Genomic DNA, 17,031 nt, shown 5'->3' with positions numbered 1-17,031 from the left:
GTCACCGACGATCATCTTCAGGAACTTCGGCATGGCGGTGACCTTGCTGGTCGCGTTGCCGCGGTACTCGATCTTCACCTGGGCCGGGCGCTGGATCTTGCCGTTGTTGCCGACGAGCTCCAGATTCGGGCCGGAGGGAACCGCCAGTGGCGCGTTGCCACCACCGTTGCTATTCCCGTCGTTGTTGCCGCCGTTGTTGTTGCCACCACCGTTGTCGTTGCTGAGCTTGCAGGGCGCCAGTCGCTCCAGGCCCTGCGGCTTCTGGGCGTTGCGGCCGATCGCGATAGCCATCCGGTCGATCGTGGCGACCCGCTTGTCCTTCAACGGCCCCAGAATGGCGTTGTTGATGAAGTTCGGGCCGCCCTGACCCTTGGTGGTCACGATCCGCTGGTTGGCTTCCGCGATCTGCTTGTCCAGCAACGCGAGGTTGCGGTCAACCTCGGCGATCGCCTGGTCCGGCACAGCACCCAGCGCACCGCGCACCGAGGGGCACTTCACGGTCGGCGTGGCGCTTTCGCCCGGCTGGCCGGCGAACTTGCGCGGCGCCTGGCCGTGATCGCCGTGGCCCTCCGAGCCGCCCAGCTGGCCGCTGAACTTGCGCGGGGCCTGGCCGTTGCCGCCGTGTCCGGCGCCGAAGAACAGCTCGCACTCGGCGAGCGAGGTCAGGTTCGGCTTGGGCGCGCTGCGGCCGATCGCGATCGCCATGCGGTCCAGAGCGGCCACCCGCTTGCTGCGCAGTGGCCCGAGGATCGCGTTGTTGACGAAGTTCGGGTCGGCGGGGTTCTCGTTGCGCGCGACCCGGTCGTTGGCTTCCTTGAGCTGCTGGTCCAGCAGCTGGAGGTTCCGGTCGATCTCACCGCGCGCCTGCTGCGGCACGGCGGGCAGCCGGTCGGAGACCGACGGGCAGGCGATGTGGGGTGCGCCCGCCTCCTTCACCTTGTCCGGGTTGGAGCCGGACGAGTTCTGGTTGGCCTTCGGGTTGATCCGCACGACCGGCCAGAAGTAGGACGACTTGTCACCGTTCTTGCAGGTGGTCTCCGAGTCCGCGAGGCTGTCGTCGGTCGACTCGGCGCTGATCGACAGGTTGCCGACGAAGTCGTGGACGTGCTGCGCACCGTGCGGCAGCCCCGGCTGCGCGACCGGGTTGTCCGCACTGAACTTGCCGTTCTCGTTCGCGCCGCAGTCCACAGTGAACACACCACCGGCCCCGCCCTGCCGCACCTTCGGCGCGACGACGTTGGGCTTGACCTCCTCGATGCGCACGAACGCGGTCACGGGTGCGGGCTCCCCGTCTCTGGCCGCCAGTGCCACGGTGGCGGTGCCCGCACCCACCACGGCCACCGCCGACAGCGTGGCAACCAAGCGGAACTTCCGCCTCTCGGCAATGCGGTGTGTCATCCGTCCTCCTCCTCGTCGGTGCCATGTCTGACAGGGCATACGCAGGCGCGGGCGCCAGCGGCGGGATGCAGGTCGTAACGTCAGCAGTACGTAAGAACCGTCCTCACGCCGGGACCGGCTGCGACCACAGTGGCCGATGAGACAACCGATGCAGCACATAGGACACGGCCCCATCAAGTGCGCACGCACCTGATGGGGCTGGCTTCCATTCGGACTGCAACAGATCCTTTTGGTCACACAAAGGTTGTCGTCAGCACGGATTCGTCATCGACTCGTCAGGTTCCGCGCGCGGCAACGCGCGCAGGATGGAGGTGAGGCCAGGTGAGGAGGAAGCCGGATGACTGTCGAGGTCGAGCGTTCCGACCGGCACGTCATGGAGGTGACGAACGGGCTGGCTGCGGAGTTCAGCGGTGTGCTGGCACGGCCCGTTGTCTCGAAGACCGTGCTCGACGCCCGACGTGACCTGGAAGGACAGATCGTGCCCGAGGCGCTGAGCGAGATGCTGCACCAACTCGCCCGGCACCGGTTGGGCAACCTCTGCGGCGCCAGGAAAGCGTCCGTGGGCTGATCACCGCGCCCGAGCGCGCCGCCGGACCAGCAGGACTCCACCGGCTGTGAGCAGGATCAGCACGACGAACGGCACCGGCCCAATCGCGGTGAACCACTCCACCAGCAGGCCCTGCAGCCGTCCCGCGCCGTCGACCACCGGGTCCGACGGGTCTGCCCCGCCGAGGAACAGCCGCAGTTCGTAGACGCCGTAGTAGGCCACGTACAACCCGACGAGCACCAGCAGGGCGCCGCCGAGCCGGGACGCGTGCGGCAGCAGCGAGCGGGCCCGTCGGGTCACCACGTCGCTGGCGAGCGCGGTGCCGATTGCGAGCACCGTTACCACCAGCCCCATGCCCACCGCGTAGGCGAGAAACGCCGTTAGACCCTCCACCAGGTCGCCGCTGCGCAGCGTCGATCCGGCGACAGCCAGGAACGGGCCGATGGTGCACGACAGCGATGCGATCGCGTACGCGACGCCGTAGCCGAACATCGACCCGATGTGCCGGTTTGGCGCTCCCCTACTGGGTTTGGGGATCAACAGAGTGATCTCACGGCCCATCAGCAGCAAGGCGCCCAGCACGACGAGTGCGAGTCCGATCGCCACGGTGACGAACGGCAGGTAGCGCTGCACCGACGAGGCGACCACGGAGAACGCCAGGCCGAACAGGCCGAACACGGTGACGAACCCGAGGGTCATCATCGCGCTGGAGACCACGGCCCTGGTCAGCAACCGCGTGCGGGACTGCTCGCTCGCGCCGGAAACGACGAGCGCGAGGTAGGCGGGCAGCATCGCGAACCCGCACGGGTTGACCGTGGCGACCATGCCGGCCACCACGGCCACCAGCAGTGTTTGCGTCATGCCAGCTTGCTCAGCCGCTGCTTCAGGTCCTGTTCGGACAGTTGGCTGGTCACGATGTCGACCTTGCCGGAAGCGTCGATGAAGGCGTAGGCGGGCTGGGCGGTCACGCCGAACCGCTTCCACACCGCGCTGTCCTCGTCGGCGATGTGCTGGAACGACTGCAGGTTGTACTTCTGCACGAACTGCTGCATCGCGGGAACCTTGTCCTGCGCGGCGACGCCAAGGAAAGTGACTTTCCCGGAGTGTTCCTTCGAGGCCGCCGCCATGCCTGGCGCTTCGCGCTGGCACTTGGGACACCACGGGGCCCAGAACCACAGCACGACCGGTTTTCCGGCCAGGTCAGCGCCGTTGAGGTCCTTGCCGTCGACGGTCTTGGTGGTGAACTTCAGCTGGTCCGGCACCTCGGGAGCGCCACTTGTCGGTGCGGCGGCGCTTGTCTGGGACGTGGCCGGCGGCGGTGTGGGAGCCGGTTGCGGCGCACCCGCCGGATCACCACCACACGCCGCCAGCGCAGCGAGTACAACCAGCGCCCCTGCCATGACTCGGATACCGAACATGGGCCGATCCTGCCGGACGACTCGCTCGCAAGTTGTAACGAACCGCTGACGGCCCGCCGCAGCCGCACTGAGGTGATGGCGTGGTGCGCGATGGACACCACCTCGATCGTCCAGCCCGATACCCGCACGACGTCTCCTGGCTGCTCCGGGATCCTGCCGAGCAGCACCAGCACCAGACCCGCGATCGTCGAGTAGCCGCCTTCCGGGGCGTCCGGCAACTCGACACCGACATCCGTCAGGTCGTGGATCGGGAACGTGCCGGGCAGCACCAGTGATCCGTCCTCGGCTCTGGCCACCGCCATCACGTCCCGGTCGGTCTCGTCGTAGATCTCGCCGACGATCTCCTCGAGCAGGTCCTCCAGCGTGACGATCCCCGCCACCGCGCCGTGTTCGTCCATCACGAGCCCGAACTGCTCACGTTCGGCCTTGAACCGGCGCAACGCCTCGGACACCCGCACTGAATCCGGAAACACGACAGGCGCACGAAGGACGTCGACGAGCTTCACGTCGTCGTCGAGCAGATCACGGAGATTTGCCACACCGACCACATCGTCAAGGTGGCTGTCACGTACGACCGGCGCGCGTGAATGCCCTGATGCAGCAAGCTCACCGCGTGCAGCCGCCACATCGAGGTCACCCGACAGGATGAAGACCGACCGTCGCGGCACCAGCACCTCGCGCAGGCGCCGTTCGTGAATCTCCAACGCGCCCGTGATGATCTCGCGCTGCTCCGCGTTGATACCTCGCTGGCCGGCCACGAGCTCTCGCAGTTCCTCCGCGGTGAGCTGCTCGGCCTCGGCGTCGGGATTGCCGCCGAAGATCCGCACGACCAGGTTGGTGGACGCGCTCAGTGCCCACACGGCGGGCCGCGAGATCGTGGACAACACGTCCAGTGGCCGTGCCACCAGCAACGCCCACCGCAGCGCGTACTGCATGGCAAGCCGCTTGGGGCCAGCTCGCCGAAGACCAGGGTGAGAAAGATCAGCACGATCGTCACTGCGGCCACCGAGTTTGGGGTCGGCCAGGCACCACACGACGGGCATGCCTTCCAGGGTGGTGACCAGGTAGAGCTTCAGGCCCCAGTAGAAGCGGGAGTGGGAGGCGCAGCACGGTGCCAGAGACACCAACTGGTGCTCCCGCAACCACACCGGTGACCGCCGCGTCACCACGGCCAGCTCCGCGCGATCAGCCCAATCCAATCTCGAGGTGCAGCAGTCGCAGCGCCCACGATCATGCCCTCGGGACGACAGAACCTGATCACCGCAGTTCAGCGTATGAGTGCGGAGTTTTGGCACCCCCACAGGGTGGATCGCGCCCGCCCGCTCGCCACCAGCACCTCATCGGCGCGCTGGTAGGAGTCGGCCCCAGCCGCACGGCGTGGTCGGCGGCCTGCATGTGCGGGGCGTCGGCGTCGGGTGTCGAACACCGGCGGACCTTTCGTCAGGGCGACCCGAGGTAGATGGGAGTGGGGCCGGCGAGCGCGTTCATCGCGGCGAGCGAGCGGGTGGCCCGTTCGACGACGATCTCCAGCGAGGCCCCGATGTGCTCGTGCAGCAGGCGGTGCGCGGTCTCCAGATGGCCCTCGGCCACCCGTTCGGCGATCTCGATGTGCTCGTCGATCGAGGTTTCGATGCGGCCGGTGATCATGAAATCGTACATGCGGACGCGCCGGATGCGGCGGGTCACGTCCGCCAGCACCGCGACGAGCTCGGCGTTGCCGGACGAGGCGAGCAGCGCGGTGTGGAAGCGTTCGTCCTCGAGCACGAACTCCGGTGACGGCTCAGGCGGGGCGGCCCTCAGCGCGTACCAGTGCTCCAGTTCGGTGCCCAGCGCGTCGACGTCGTGCCGCACCTGCGGGTTCTCGATGCTGCGGCTGATCCCGCGCAGCTCGACCGCGATGCGCACCTCGTAGATGTCGCGGACGCGGGCCATGCTCGGCACGACGACCGAGTAACCCCACTCCTCACGGGCGAGCAGGCCGTCGCCCACGAGCCGGGTCAGGGCGTCGCGAACCGGCGTGCGCGACACCCCGAACCGCTTGGACAGGCGTGGTTCGGTCAGCCGTTCGGTGGGACCGATCCGCCCGCCCAGCACCTCGTCGCGCAGTTCCAGGTAGACGCGCTCACGGAGCGAGGTCGGGGCATGGGCGTTGATCTCGTTCATGGACACTGTGTAGCTGCTCTCAGATGGCCATCGCAGCGCGAACGTCGGTGAGCGCTGTCTCTCCACCGGAACCTGACGAGGTGACCTGGCCGGACGCGAGCACGTAGTACGAGTGCGCGGCCGACAACGCGAAGCCCACATGCTGTTCCACCAGCAGCACGGACAGGTCTCCGCGCCTGGTCAGGCCGAGGATGATCTCCTCGATCTCGGCGACCACCGACGGCTGGATGCCCTCGGTGGGTTCGTCGAGGATCAGCACCCGCGGCTGGGCGACCAGCGCGCGGGCGATCGCGAGCTGCTGGCGCTGCCCGCCGGAGAGCAGGCCTGCGCGGCGGCCGAGCAGCCCCCGCAGCGCCGGGAAGAGGTCGAGGGCCTCGTCGATCAACGCCCCGCCGCGCGGGCGCCCGTCTGCGACCACGCGCAGGTTCTCCATCGTGGTCATCTGCCCGAACGACTGCTGTCCCTGCGGCACGTACCCCAGACCGCGCGCGACCCGCTTGTGCGGCGCGAGCGCGGTGACGTCCTCTCCGTCGAGGAGCACCCGCCCGGACCGTGCGGGCAGGGTGCCGACCGCCGCCCGCAACAGCGTGGTCTTGCCCGCGCCGTTGTGGCCCATGATCGCGGTGACACCACCGGCCGGTACCTCGACGGTGACGCCGTGCACCACGGAGGTCCGCCCGTAGGCGACCTCCACGTCGACGAGTTGCAGCATCTACGCCCCCTCCCCCAGCACGGCCTCGGCCACGGCCTTCGAGTGCTCGCCCGGACCGAGGTAGACCTCCTGCACCCGCGGATCGGCCTGCACCTGCGCGACCGACCCCTCCGCGAGCACCTTCCCGGCGTGCAGCACGGTCACGGACGTGGCGAAGGCCCGCATGAAGTCCATGTCGTGCTCGACCACGACGACGGTCAGATCGGCGGCGATGCGTTGCAGCAGCCGCCCCGTCTCGTCCTTCTCCTCGGCGCTCATACCGGCCACCGGCTCGTCGAGCATGATCAGCCGGGCGTCCTGCACCAGCACCATGCCGATCTCCAGCCACTGCTTCTGACCGTGCGACAACGTGCCGGCGAGGGCGTCCGCGAGGTCGGTGAGTCCGATCGTTTCCATCGCCTTGACGACTACCTCGGGCAGACTCGTACGGCGCCGGGCCAGCGTGAGCAGGCCACGACGCGCACCGGCCGCGATGTCGAGGTTCTGCGCCACCGTGAGCTCCTCGAACACGGTGGCGGTCTGGAACGTGCGGCCCACGCCGAGCCGGGCGATGCGGTGCACCTTGCGGCCGACGAGGTTCTCGCCCGCCCACCGCGCCGCGCCGGTGGCGGGCACCAGTCCGGACACCGCGTCGATCAGCGTGGTCTTGCCCGCACCGTTGGGACCGATGAGGAAGCGCAGGTCGCCCGGCAGCACCGACATGTTCACGCGGTCCACCGCCACGAACCCGTCGAAGCTCACGGTCAGGTTGGTCAGTTCCAGGTAGTCGGCGTTCATCGCGAGCTCCCCGAGAGCGACGGGACAGGAGCCGAATCGGCGGTGTGGGAGGGCCGCAGCCGTTCCCGCCATCCGCGCACGATCGGCCGCAGCGACGCGAGCCCGCCTGGCAGGAACGCCACGACCAGCATGAACAGCAGGCCCTGCGCGTAGGTCCAGCCCGACGGGAAGCGTTCCGACAGCGACGTCTCGGCCCAGGCCACGGCGATCGCGCCGAGCACCGGTCCGAGCAACGTCGTGCGGCCGCCGATCGCGACACCGATGAGCAGCCCGATCGACGGGACGATGCCGACGTCGTTGGGCGACACGATGCCCACGATCGGCACGAACAACGCCCCGGCCACCCCCGCCATCACCGCGGCGACGGCGTAGGCGAACGTCTTGATCGCCGCCGGGTCGTACCCGAGGAACCGCACCCGTTCCTCCGCGTCACGGCACGCCACGAGCAGCTCGCCGTAGCGACTCACCATCAGCTGGCGCGCCACCGCGACCATCGCGAGCAGGGCGACCACGGCGATGACGTAGAGGGTCATCCGGTTCGCCGGGTCGCGCAGCGAGAACCCGAAGAACCCCTTGAAGTTGTTGAGACCCGTCGATCCACCGGTGCTGCGCGGGTTGCCGATCAGCAGGATCGCGAACGCCGCCGCGAGCGCCTGCGACAGGATCGCGAAGTACGCGCCGCGCACCCTGCGCCGGAACGTCGCGAGTCCCAAGAGGACCGCTACCGCCGTCGGCACCACCACGATCGCGATGAGCGTGACCACGCCGGACCGGAACGGCTCCCACCAGACGGGCACTCCGTCCGAGGAGATCAGCGCCATGAAGTCGGGCACGCCGGTGCTCGGCGGGGCGTCGGCCAGTTTCAGGTGCATCGCCATGATGTAGGCGCCGAGCCCGAAGAACACGCCCTGCCCGAGCACGAGCATCCCGCCACGCCCCCACGCCAGGCCGATGCCGACCGCGACCATGGCGTAGCAGAGGTACTTGCCCAGCAACCCGAGCCGGAACGACGAGAGCAGCGCCGGTGCCACGACGAGCAGCAGGACCGCCGCGACGGCGAACCCGGCCGCCACCGCCCACCTGTTGGTGAGGAACGACTTGAGGTTCATACGAGACTCCGGGTCCGCACGACGAAGATGCCCTGGGGGCGTGCCTGGAGGAACGCCACGATGAGCGCCAGCACCACGACCTTGGCGATCGACGCGGTGGTGGAGTACTCGATCCACGACTGCGCGACGCCGAGCACGAACGCCGCGATCACCGCGCCCTTGATCTGGCCGACCCCGCCGACCACGACCACGAGGAAGGCGTCGACGATGTAGTTGGTGCCGAGGTTCGACGAGATCGAGCCCATCAACGTGAGCGCCACCCCGGCGACTCCCGCCAGCCCCGAACCGACGAAGAACGTGATGCGGTCGGTGCGCCGGGTGGAGATGCCCGAGCTCTCCGCGAGCGACCGGTTCTGCACCGTGGCGCGGATCCGGCGGCCCAGCGGTGTGAACGCGAGCAACGCCGAGAGCACGACCACGGCCACGATCGCGAGCACCAGGATGAACAACCGGGTCTTCGGGAACGCGACCCCGAAGACCTCCACCGGACCGGACAGCCACTCCGGAGCAGCGACGTCGACGCCGGCGGTGCCGAACACGTCGCGAGCGAGTTGTTGCAGCACCAGGGAAACACCGAAGGTGACGAGCAGCGTGTCAAGTGGACGGTGGTACATCCGTCGCAGCAGCAACGCCTCCAGGGCGAGACCGAGCAGGCCGCCCACCACGAAGGCCGCGGGCAGCGACACCAGCAACGACAACCCGGCGTCGCCGAGCAGGTTCTGCACGACGAACGCGGTGTAGGCGCCGGCCATGATGAACTCGCCGTGCGCCATGTTGATGACGCCCATCTGCCCGAACGTCAGAGCGAGGCCCAGCGCGGCCAGCAGGAGGATCGACCCTCCCGACAGGCCGTTGAACAGCTGGCTCAGCAGGATTTCCACGACATGCCTCCGTGAGATCGGACCGGCAGGTCACCGGCCGGGTGGTCCCCGGCCGGTGTCGGAGTGTGGATGCTCAGCCGGACAGACCGGTGGCCCAGGGGTAGGACTTGAGGTAGGGGTCCGGCTCGATCGGCTTGCCCGAGGTCCAGTCGGTGTGGATCAGGCCGTCCTGGCCGATCTTGCCGATGAGCGCGGTCTTGGCGATGTGGTGGTTCTCCCCGTTGACCGTCACCTTCCCTTCGGGAGCGTCGAAGGTGACCCCGCCCGCGGCCTTCTGGATGTCCGCCACCGCGAAGGACTTCGCCTTCTCGACCATGCCCTTCCACAGGTACAACGAGGTGTAGGCGGCCTCCATCGGGTCGGAGGTGACCTTCGTCGGCCCGTAGGCGGCCTTGAAGTCGGCGACGAACTTCTTGTTCTGCGCGCTGTCGATGGTCTGGTAGTAGTTCCACGCCACCGGCTGGCCGACGATGTTGCCGACGCCGATGCCGCCGACCTCCTCCTCGGCGATCGACACCGACAGCACCGGCATCGCGTCCGCCGTCAGGCCCGCGTTCTTGTACTCCTTGAAGAACGCCACGTTCGAGTCGCCGTTGAGGGTGTTGAACACCGCGTCCGCATCGGCCGCCTTGACCTTCGAGACGATGGTGGAGAAGTCGGTGTGCCCGAGCGGCGCGTACTCCTCGCCTTTGACCTCGATGCCGTTCGCCTTCGCGTACGCCTTGATGATCTTGTTGGCGGTCTGCGGGAAGACGTAGTCGCTGCCCACCAGGAAGAGGCTCTTCGCGCCCTTCTCCTTGAGGTAGTCGAGCGCCGGCACGATCTGCTGGTTGGTGGTGGCGCCGGTGTAGAAGATGTTCTTCGACGACTCCAGGCCCTCGTACTGCACCGGGTAGAACAGCAGGGCGTTGTTGGACTCGAAGACCGGCAGCATCGCCTTGCGCGACGACGAGGTCCAGCCGCCGAACACCGCGGCCACGCAGTCACCGCGGATCAGCTTCTCGGCCTTCTCCGCGAACGTCGTCGGCTCGGACGCACCGTCCTCGGCGACGATCGCGAGCTGCTTTCCCGCGACACCGCCGGCGGCGTTGATCTGGTCAGCCGCGAGCTTCAGCGAGTTGTAGACGGTGTTCTCGCTGATCGCCATCGTGCCCGAGCGCGAGTTGAGGAAACCGATCTTGACCGACGACCCCGAGGTGTCGACGCAGCCGGCACCCGCCGCACCGGTCGACGGGTCGTCGGACACACGAGCGCCGCAGCCGACGAGCAGTCCCATCGCCGACACCGTTGCCACGGCGACCAGCCGCCGGGCTAGTGAGATGTTCATCCGCATGCGCCTTTCACGAAGGCCGAGGCAGCGCGGAGCTCGTCGAAAGCCGCCTCTGAGCTGCTGGATACAGGCCTGTATCCAGGGAGGCAACGCTAGGTACGCGATGTTGCGGTGGTGGCGGCGCGCGGTTACGACGTCGTAGCCGAACGGTCCGGCCAGGCCCGGATCGCGAGATCCGGCGGAAACATCAGGTCGTGAGCACCGCACGAGTCGACGCCGAGCGCGAGGAGCGTTTCCAGGTGTGGGCCTGACCCATTTTGACCGACACCAGAGATCAGGGGTTTTGCCCGATCGCGCAGGTCGCGAAGGATTTCGACCTGACCGAGACCGCTGTGCGGGAGTGGGTCCGCCAGGCCGAGCGTGACGCCGGGCCCCGCGAGGACGGCGGGCTGAGCAGCGACGAGAAGGCCGAGCTGGCCGCGTTGCGGCGGGAGAACCGGCGGCCGCGTGAGGATGTGGAGATCCTCAAGCGGGCCACGGCTTTCTTCGCGAAGGAGCCCCGGTGAACGTGTATCCGTTCATCGAGACGGAGACCGCCAGCGGTAGCGGCAACGTCAAGCGCGCGTGCGAACTGCTCCAGGGCTCCCGATCCTGTGCCACTCGAAAAGTCATCGCTGCACGTCATGCGGCGTATCTGTACTCGTTGATGAGTCCACCGAGAACCGGGGTGCGCAGCAGTCTTCGAGCGCCGAGGTCACCTGCCGGGGCGGGGGCGAGCCGGAACCGTTCGTCCTGGCGCTTGGTGCGTCCGCGGAACCCAGATCCCGAGCGCGTCGAGGTTGGCGCCAGTGTGGAAGATCGATCAGCAGTACGGCGTTCTCGTGGCGTGGCACTGCCCGGGCTAGGTCGCTGCTCGGTAGCTGAAGTCTTGGTTGGGTGCGAGTTCGAGGAGCCGGTCGAGGGTGGGGGCGGTTTGCCGGCCCCAGGCGTTGGAGACCAGCCAGGTGGCATCGTTATCGTGGATCGGGTGGTCGGTGAACCATTTGTGGCGCTGCCCAGTCAGCGTGACCGTCTCGACGAAATCCATCGCCAGGATCGCCTCCGCCTGCGAACGCAAGAAGTCAGCCCAGGTGACGGTCGTCCGGCGAGGGGCAGGATCAACGCCGGCAGCCTTGAGGATCTCCCACACCGTCGACGCGGCGACCGCGACACCGATAAGCGCAAGTTCACCGTGGATGCGTCGATATCCCCACGAGGGGTTCTCGGTTGCCAGGCGCAGGACGAGCCGGCGGATCGAAGCGACAGTGCGCGAGCGTCCGGGCCGACGGTTCACGCTCAAGCGGGCATGGCGGCGCTTCATTAAGTCGCGATGCCACCTCAGCACCGTGTCCGGGCTGACCAAGAGCCGGAGCCGACGCAACGTCGCGCGGGCCAAAGGCACAAGCAAGGCTGCGAGCAACGCCCTGTCCTCAGGCCGCAATCGTGGACGGTAATCGCCGAGTTGCCGCCGCAGGTGTGCGTGCCGAAAACTGCATCCGCGCTGTTCAAGCGGCGCGGTGATATTCGTGGATGACTCCCCCAAGACGGTCACATCGATCGACGGTGAGGCGTTTGATCTGATCGGGTTCGAGAGGCCTCGGTCGGGCCTTTAAGGGTGCTGCGGCGGCGAGTGATCGGTGGGTTCGGTGTCCGTTGTAGTGCCGCTCGTACTCGCGCAGGGCGTGCCGGAGATGGGCCTCGCTCCAGATCAGTGTGCGATCGAGGAGCTCGCCGCGCAGCGTCTTGACCCAGCGTTCCATGATCGCGTTCATGCGGGGCACCCGGACGCCGGTCAGAATCGTCGCGATCCCGGCGCCGACAAGGATCTCGTCGATCAGTGCGGGGTACTTGCCGTCACGATCACGAATGAGGAACCTGATCCGCGCGACGTATCCGGTGTCCTCGATGTCCATGAGCAAGTTACGGATCGCCTGGGTGACCCAGGCATGGTTGAGCTGCGCGGTGGTGCCAACTATCCACACACGCCGGCTGGAGTGGTGGATGACGGCGAGAATGTACTGGCGCTGCCCGGTCAGCGTGACAGTCTCAACGAAATCCATCGCCAGGACCGCCTCCGCCTGCGAACGCAAGAAGTCAGACCAGGTAATGGTCGTCCGGCGAGCCCTGTCCTCTGGCCGCAATCGTGGGCGCTGATCGCCGAGTTGCCGGTGCAGGACCGCGAGTTGATGGCGTCACGCGAGGATCTCGACGTCCTTCTCACGCTCGGTCATGCGCGGCAGCCACAGCGCGGCGAAGGCGTGAGAGACGGCGAAGTAGGCGAAGCGCACCAGCACAGCCGCGATCATGCCCGATGATGATCAGTAACACGCCGATGCGTGCTGACCTGCGCGGACGTACTTTCGGCACGCACAGGGCTCGACGCGGTCGTGCGGCTCGGCGCGGCTCAGGCCGCAGCCAGTTTGCGTCCGACCACGACGACGAGCTTCTCGATGAGGAGCATCACGATGTTCGCCAGAACAGCCGCGAGGAAGTCGCTCATGGGAGATCACCTCTGGACCGGTGCGGAGGAAGTCGTTCCACGGTAGGGGTGGACGCGGTGATGGCGGGTGGCTTGCGGGTGAGCGTTGCGTGAAGCTCAGTTGATGCGCCGGGCCACCAGGGTTGCCACGAGTGCCGCGGTGAGTGCGATCGCCCACTGGTGCGGGAAGAGCGGCCGGCAGCCGAAGAAGTGGCTCAGCCACGGCATTTGCACGACGAGGCCGAGTGCTGCGAGCGAGACGACACCGGAGGCGAGCACGATCGGTGTGCGGCCGCGCACGGCGATCGTCTGGCCGAGCTGCGCGGCGACGACCCCCACCAAGGCCGTGGTCGACGCTTGCCATGGCGCTCCGGTGATCCGGCTGAGCAGCCACGACACGAGTCCGGCCGCCGCGGTGGTGATCGCGCGCACGGTGATCTGCCGGGTGAGCGCCGGACCCAGTGAGGCGTCGGGGCCTTCGGCGAGCAGGGATTGCGGGGTGCGGTCGGCGGGTGGCCGGGTGGCGACGGCCATGGCGGGCAGTGCGTCGGTGAGCAGGTTGATGAGCAGGAGTTGCCGTACGTTGAGCGTCTCGCGCGCGCTCAGCACGCCGGCGGCGACGGTGAAGGCGATCTCGCCGAGGTTGCCGCCGAGCAGGATCGCGAGTCCGTCGCGTACCGATGCCCACATGGCGCGGCCTTCGACGACCGCGTCGGTGATGGTCTCGATGCGGTTGTCGGTGATCACCACGTCGGCGGCTTCCCGTGCCGCGGTGGTGGCGTGCTCGCCCAGTGCCAGCCCGACCTCGGCGAGCCGGATCGCCGGGGCGTCGTTGGCGCCGTCACCCGTTACGGCCACGGTCTTGCCGGACTTCTGCAGCGCGGCGACGATGCGGGCTTTCTGCGCCGGGCTGACGCGGGCGAAGACCGCGATGCCGGGCAGCCGGTCGGCCAGTTCCTCGTCGGTCATCGCGTCGAGTTCGGGGCCGGTGAGCACGTCGCGGTCGCCGAGCGCGTCGACCTCCTCGGCGATCGCGGTGGCAGTGCCGGGGTGGTCGCCGGTGACCATGACGACGTCGATTCCCGCGCCGCGCAACGTGTTCACGGCGTTCCGCGCAGTCGGGCGCACCGGGTCCGCCATCGCGACCAGCCCGATCAGACCGAGCCGTTCGACGCGCGTGGCGTCCAGTTCACGTCGGCTGCTGGCGGTGCGTTCGGCGACCACGAGCACCCGGTAGCCGCGCGCGGCCAGGTGGTGGAACTCCTTGTCCAGCCGTGTCCTGGCCGAATCGTCCAGTGGTGCGCCGCGCCACGTCGTGCACCGCGGCAGGAGCACTTCTGGCGCGCCCTTCACGGTCACCGTCCAGTCCCGCGGGCCGCGGCCGAGCACCGCGTGGTAGCCGCGGGAGGATTCGAACGGCAGCTCGATCACCGGATGCCAGCCGGAGCGGTCGTCGTCGGTGCTGATGCCGAGCCGTTGCGCTCCGTCGATCACGGCGCGGTCGGTCGGGTGCGGAATCCGTTGCCCGCTCTGGGGACTGGCGCGCAGGGCGGCGGCGACGATCGCGCGCATCTCGGCGGGCAGGTCGTCCACGACGGCCTCGGTGACGCCGTCGAACACCCGCCGCAACGCCAGACGGCCCTGGGTCAGGGTGCCGGTCTTGTCGAAGCACAACACGTTCACACGCCCGAGCGCCTCGATCGTCGACGGGTTGCGCACCAGTGCCCCGCGTCGCGACAGCCTGCGCGCGGCGGCGAGCTCGGCCACCGTGGCGACGAACGGCAAGCCCTCGGGAACCGCGGCGACCGCGAGCCCGATACCCCGCACCACCGAGTGCCCGAGCTGACGGCCGCGCAGCAGGTCCGTAGCCATCAGGAGGACGCCCGCGCCGACCGACAGCGGGATCGTCACCTTCGCCAGCGCCGTCAACCGCGACCCGACCCTGCCAGACCGGGGTTCCTCGGTCCTGCCCGTGCGACCGAGCTCGGTGTCGCCATTGGTGGCGACGACGATCCCACTGCCGTGTCCCGCCGCGACGGCGGTTCCCTGGTAGGCCATGCACCGCCGATCGGCCACGCTCGCGGCCGGTGACGGTGCGAACTGTTTGTGCACCAGGCCGGACTCGCCCGTGAGGCCGGACTCGTCGACCTCGAGTCCCTCGGTGGTCAGCAGACGGCAGTCGGCGGGCACGACGTCCCCCGCCTCCAGCTCGATGACGTCGCCGGGCACGAGCCGCTCGGCGGTGATCCCGGCGACCTGGCCGTTGCGGCGCACCAGTGTTCGCACGGCGGTGGAGCCGGCCAGTGTGTTCAGGGTCTTCGTGGCGCGGAGTCGTTGTGCGCCACCGAGCAACGCGTTCGCGCCGAGCACACCCATGATCAGCGTCGCGTCCACAACGGACCCGATCGTGGCCGACACTCCGGCGCTGGTGGCCAGTGCCGGGGTCAGCGGGTTGTCGAGCTCGGCGATCGCCGCGTGCAGCAACGTCTCCCGCTCGTGGTCGTGCGCCGCCCCGTTGCGCGACCGGCGCGCGGCGACCGCCGTGTCGTCGATGCCTTGGGACGACGAACCCAGTCGCCGCAGCACGGTGTCCGGCGACATGACGTGCCACGCGGTGCGGTCGATCCCGGCCGGTTCGGGGCGACGCGCGGCACGCCTGGCCAGCCACGCTGCGGCACCGATCGCCATCAACGTCGCCACGTTCACCGGCAGCGTGGCCCGGTCGGTCGCCTGACGCCGCGGCGCGATCATCGTCAGCACCGACCCGCACCCGGCACCGATCACCGCGAGCTGTGCCGCCCGAGCCTCGGCCCGCCGAGCGGAGGCGACGGCGTCGAGCAGCACGCACACGCTCGCCAGACCCCGCAGACACAGCACATCAGCATCGGAGTCCGCTGTCAGCCCAACACAGATGTCCGCCACGTCCACCGCATGGTCGGACACGACCGCAACCACGTGTCCGTCCGCGCGCAACGCCCCCACCATCTCGGCAAGTTCTACCTCGGTAGGAACGACATCGACGGAACGGATCCGGTCGTCGGCTGCGGTGAGCAGCACCCGCCCCGCTCGACGTGCGCTGGCCACCAGCGCCTCCGCCGGTGGCGCGAGTTCTGGGGCGACTTCGATGACACCGACCGGCGTCCCCTCGCGGGACAGTTCGAGCAGCGGCCCGCCGGTCTTCGCCCGCACCGCCCAGGGTCCGTCGCGCCGCTCCTGCCGCGGTGACAACGGATCAACCAGCTCGTAGGCGCGTTGGCAGATCTCCCCGACGTCAGCGCCGTTCACGGGCCGCACGTCGCCGACGGCGTGCCGGCCGGTGTGCAGCAGCCGCGTGTCGATCACCACCGTGTCGACCAGGCCGAGCAGCCGCAGTCCGGCAGGATCACGAACCAGGACGTCACGGCCGGCCAGGTGTCGTGCGAGTTCAGAGGTGAACATCCGCGGACCAGAGCGCGCCGGTTTCGGCGTGCCTGCCGCCAGCATCGCCGCCGCCCGGCCGCGGTCACGCGACACCAGCAACGTCGCCGCGACACCGGCCAGCGCCAGCCCGGCAATGCGATTGGCCGCACGAGCGGCCGGACCGGCCGGTGGCGCCGCTGGTGATGGCTCATGCGGAACGTCAAGACCCGCTCGCCGCCAGGCCACCTGCTGAGCCTGTTGCGCGCCGAACTCGCTCAGGGCGCACAGCGCGTCGGCGAACAGGCCGAGCGGACGCTGTGCCATCGCCTGCGCCACCGCGTTGCCGACCGTCAGCACCCGCTCGCCATCCGCCCGAGCGGCGACCGACGCCCGCAACACCGGCGTGGCGTCCACAAAGGACAAAGCGCTGGCGAGCGACTGCAAAGCCCGCGGAACAGGCAGCACACTGCTCGCCGCCGCCCAAGCGAGCCCGGCAGTCGTGACGCCCAGGTCGAACAGCGCGTGTGGTAGCGGGCGCTGGCCGGTCACTGCTCGACGGAGGTGCGCTCTGCGGGGGTGTGCTCGGTGGCCGGCTTCTCCTTGCGCGCCATGCGCTCCGCGACCAGTACGCCGGTACCGATCGCCACCGTCACCGGCCACTCGAGCAGCCCGAACAAAGCCAGCACACCGAGACCCGCGAAGTACGCCAGATGCTCAGGCGATGGCAAGAGCGACGGGAGGGTGTGAGTCACGACCTGCTCACGCTCGTCCTCCGCCTGCGTGGTCTCCTTCGGGCGAACGGCGGTCGGCATGGGAATCCTCCAATACCCGCGCGGACG

16 protein-coding genes and 1 pseudogene are annotated in these 17,031 nt (G+C 68.7%); 2 read left to right on the top strand and 15 right to left on the bottom strand.

Annotated elements, in window-relative coordinates:
* Nucleotides 1-1,398, bottom strand: a 1,398-nt coding sequence (locus DI276_RS25945; RefSeq protein WP_198680904.1) for a DUF1996 domain-containing protein, incomplete at its 3' end; no start/stop codon positions are given.
* A gap of 337 nt (nt 1,399-1,735) precedes the next feature.
* On the opposite strand from DI276_RS25945, the gene DI276_RS25940 reads away from it, so the two are divergent.
* Nucleotides 1,736-1,966: a hypothetical protein gene (locus DI276_RS25940; protein WP_112267876.1), complete on the top strand. Its 231-nt coding sequence runs from the start codon at nt 1,736-1,738 to the stop codon at nt 1,964-1,966.
* Here the strand turns inward: DI276_RS25940 and DI276_RS25935 are convergent, their stop codons facing one another.
* The 10 genes and pseudogenes from DI276_RS25935 to urtA form a co-directional block, all read right to left on the bottom strand.
* On the bottom strand, nt 1,967-2,806 hold the full coding sequence (locus DI276_RS25935) for a cytochrome c biogenesis CcdA family protein (protein ID WP_112267874.1): 840 nt from the start codon (nt 2,804-2,806) through the stop codon (nt 1,967-1,969).
* Nucleotides 2,803-3,207: a protein disulfide oxidoreductase gene (locus DI276_RS25930; protein WP_198680903.1), complete on the bottom strand. Its 405-nt coding sequence runs from the start codon at nt 3,205-3,207 to the stop codon at nt 2,803-2,805. The genes DI276_RS25935 and DI276_RS25930 overlap by 4 nt, the downstream gene beginning before the upstream one ends.
* Complete coding sequence (locus DI276_RS25925) at nt 3,192-4,298, bottom strand: hemolysin family protein (protein WP_198680924.1); 1,107 nt, start codon at nt 4,296-4,298, stop codon at nt 3,192-3,194. The genes DI276_RS25930 and DI276_RS25925 overlap by 16 nt, the downstream gene beginning before the upstream one ends.
* 36 nt (nt 4,299-4,334) lie before the next feature.
* Nucleotides 4,335-4,469, bottom strand: a pseudogene (locus DI276_RS52390) (IS982 family transposase); the annotation flags it as partial.
* A gap of 334 nt (nt 4,470-4,803) precedes the next feature.
* Entirely contained in the window at nt 4,804-5,526 is a 723-nt protein-coding gene (locus tag DI276_RS25920; protein ID WP_112268248.1) for a GntR family transcriptional regulator, read from the bottom strand.
* 19 nt (nt 5,527-5,545) lie between these two features.
* On the bottom strand, nt 5,546-6,238 hold the full coding sequence (gene urtE / locus DI276_RS25915) for an urea ABC transporter ATP-binding subunit UrtE (RefSeq protein WP_112267871.1): 693 nt from the start codon (nt 6,236-6,238) through the stop codon (nt 5,546-5,548).
* Nucleotides 6,239-7,015 (bottom strand): urea ABC transporter ATP-binding protein UrtD, encoded by a 777-nt coding sequence (gene urtD, locus DI276_RS25910; protein ID WP_112267869.1) that lies wholly within the window; start codon nt 7,013-7,015, stop codon nt 6,239-6,241.
* Nucleotides 7,012-8,124: an urea ABC transporter permease subunit UrtC gene (gene urtC, locus DI276_RS25905; RefSeq protein ID WP_112267866.1), complete on the bottom strand. Its 1,113-nt coding sequence runs from the start codon at nt 8,122-8,124 to the stop codon at nt 7,012-7,014. Before urtC ends, urtD begins: the two co-directional genes overlap by 4 nt.
* The gene (gene urtB / locus DI276_RS25900; RefSeq protein ID WP_112267864.1) at nt 8,121-9,005 is read right to left on the bottom strand and encodes an urea ABC transporter permease subunit UrtB; all 885 of its coding nucleotides are present in this window, start codon (nt 9,003-9,005) and stop codon (nt 8,121-8,123) included. Before urtB ends, urtC begins: the two co-directional genes overlap by 4 nt.
* A gap of 73 nt (nt 9,006-9,078) precedes the next feature.
* A complete protein-coding gene (urtA, locus tag DI276_RS25895) occupies nt 9,079-10,332 on the bottom strand; it encodes an urea ABC transporter substrate-binding protein (RefSeq protein WP_198680902.1) in 1,254 nt (417 codons plus the stop codon).
* 260 nt (nt 10,333-10,592) lie between these two features.
* On the opposite strand from urtA, the gene DI276_RS53450 reads away from it, so the two are divergent.
* Complete coding sequence (locus DI276_RS53450) at nt 10,593-10,841, top strand: hypothetical protein (RefSeq protein WP_112267860.1); 249 nt, start codon at nt 10,593-10,595, stop codon at nt 10,839-10,841.
* 335 nt (nt 10,842-11,176) lie between these two features.
* On the opposite strand, the gene DI276_RS25885 is transcribed toward DI276_RS53450, so the two are convergent.
* From DI276_RS25885 to DI276_RS25870, 4 genes are all read right to left on the bottom strand, one after another.
* The gene (locus tag DI276_RS25885) at nt 11,177-11,866 is read right to left on the bottom strand and encodes a helix-turn-helix domain-containing protein (protein WP_198680901.1); all 690 of its coding nucleotides are present in this window, start codon (nt 11,864-11,866) and stop codon (nt 11,177-11,179) included.
* Nucleotides 11,820-12,374 carry an integrase core domain-containing protein gene (locus DI276_RS25880; RefSeq protein WP_198680900.1) on the bottom strand — a complete coding sequence of 185 codons (555 nt, stop codon included), beginning with the start codon at nt 12,372-12,374 and terminating at the stop codon, nt 11,820-11,822. Before DI276_RS25880 ends, DI276_RS25885 begins: the two co-directional genes overlap by 47 nt.
* A 536-nt stretch (nt 12,375-12,910) precedes the next feature.
* The gene (locus DI276_RS25875) at nt 12,911-16,741 is read right to left on the bottom strand and encodes a cation-translocating P-type ATPase (protein WP_112267856.1); all 3,831 of its coding nucleotides are present in this window, start codon (nt 16,739-16,741) and stop codon (nt 12,911-12,913) included.
* Entirely contained in the window at nt 16,738-17,004 is a 267-nt protein-coding gene (locus DI276_RS25870; RefSeq protein WP_112267854.1) for a hypothetical protein, read from the bottom strand. Before DI276_RS25870 ends, DI276_RS25875 begins: the two co-directional genes overlap by 4 nt.
* Nucleotides 17,005-17,031 lie beyond the last annotated feature (27 nt).

The organism is Lentzea terrae (assembly GCF_003265345.1).
GTDB classification, from domain to species: Bacteria; Actinomycetota; Actinomycetes; order Mycobacteriales; family Pseudonocardiaceae; genus Lentzea; species Lentzea terrae.
The sequence above is the reverse complement of the archived record's forward strand: the minus strand, read 5'-3'. Positions and strand labels throughout refer to the sequence as shown.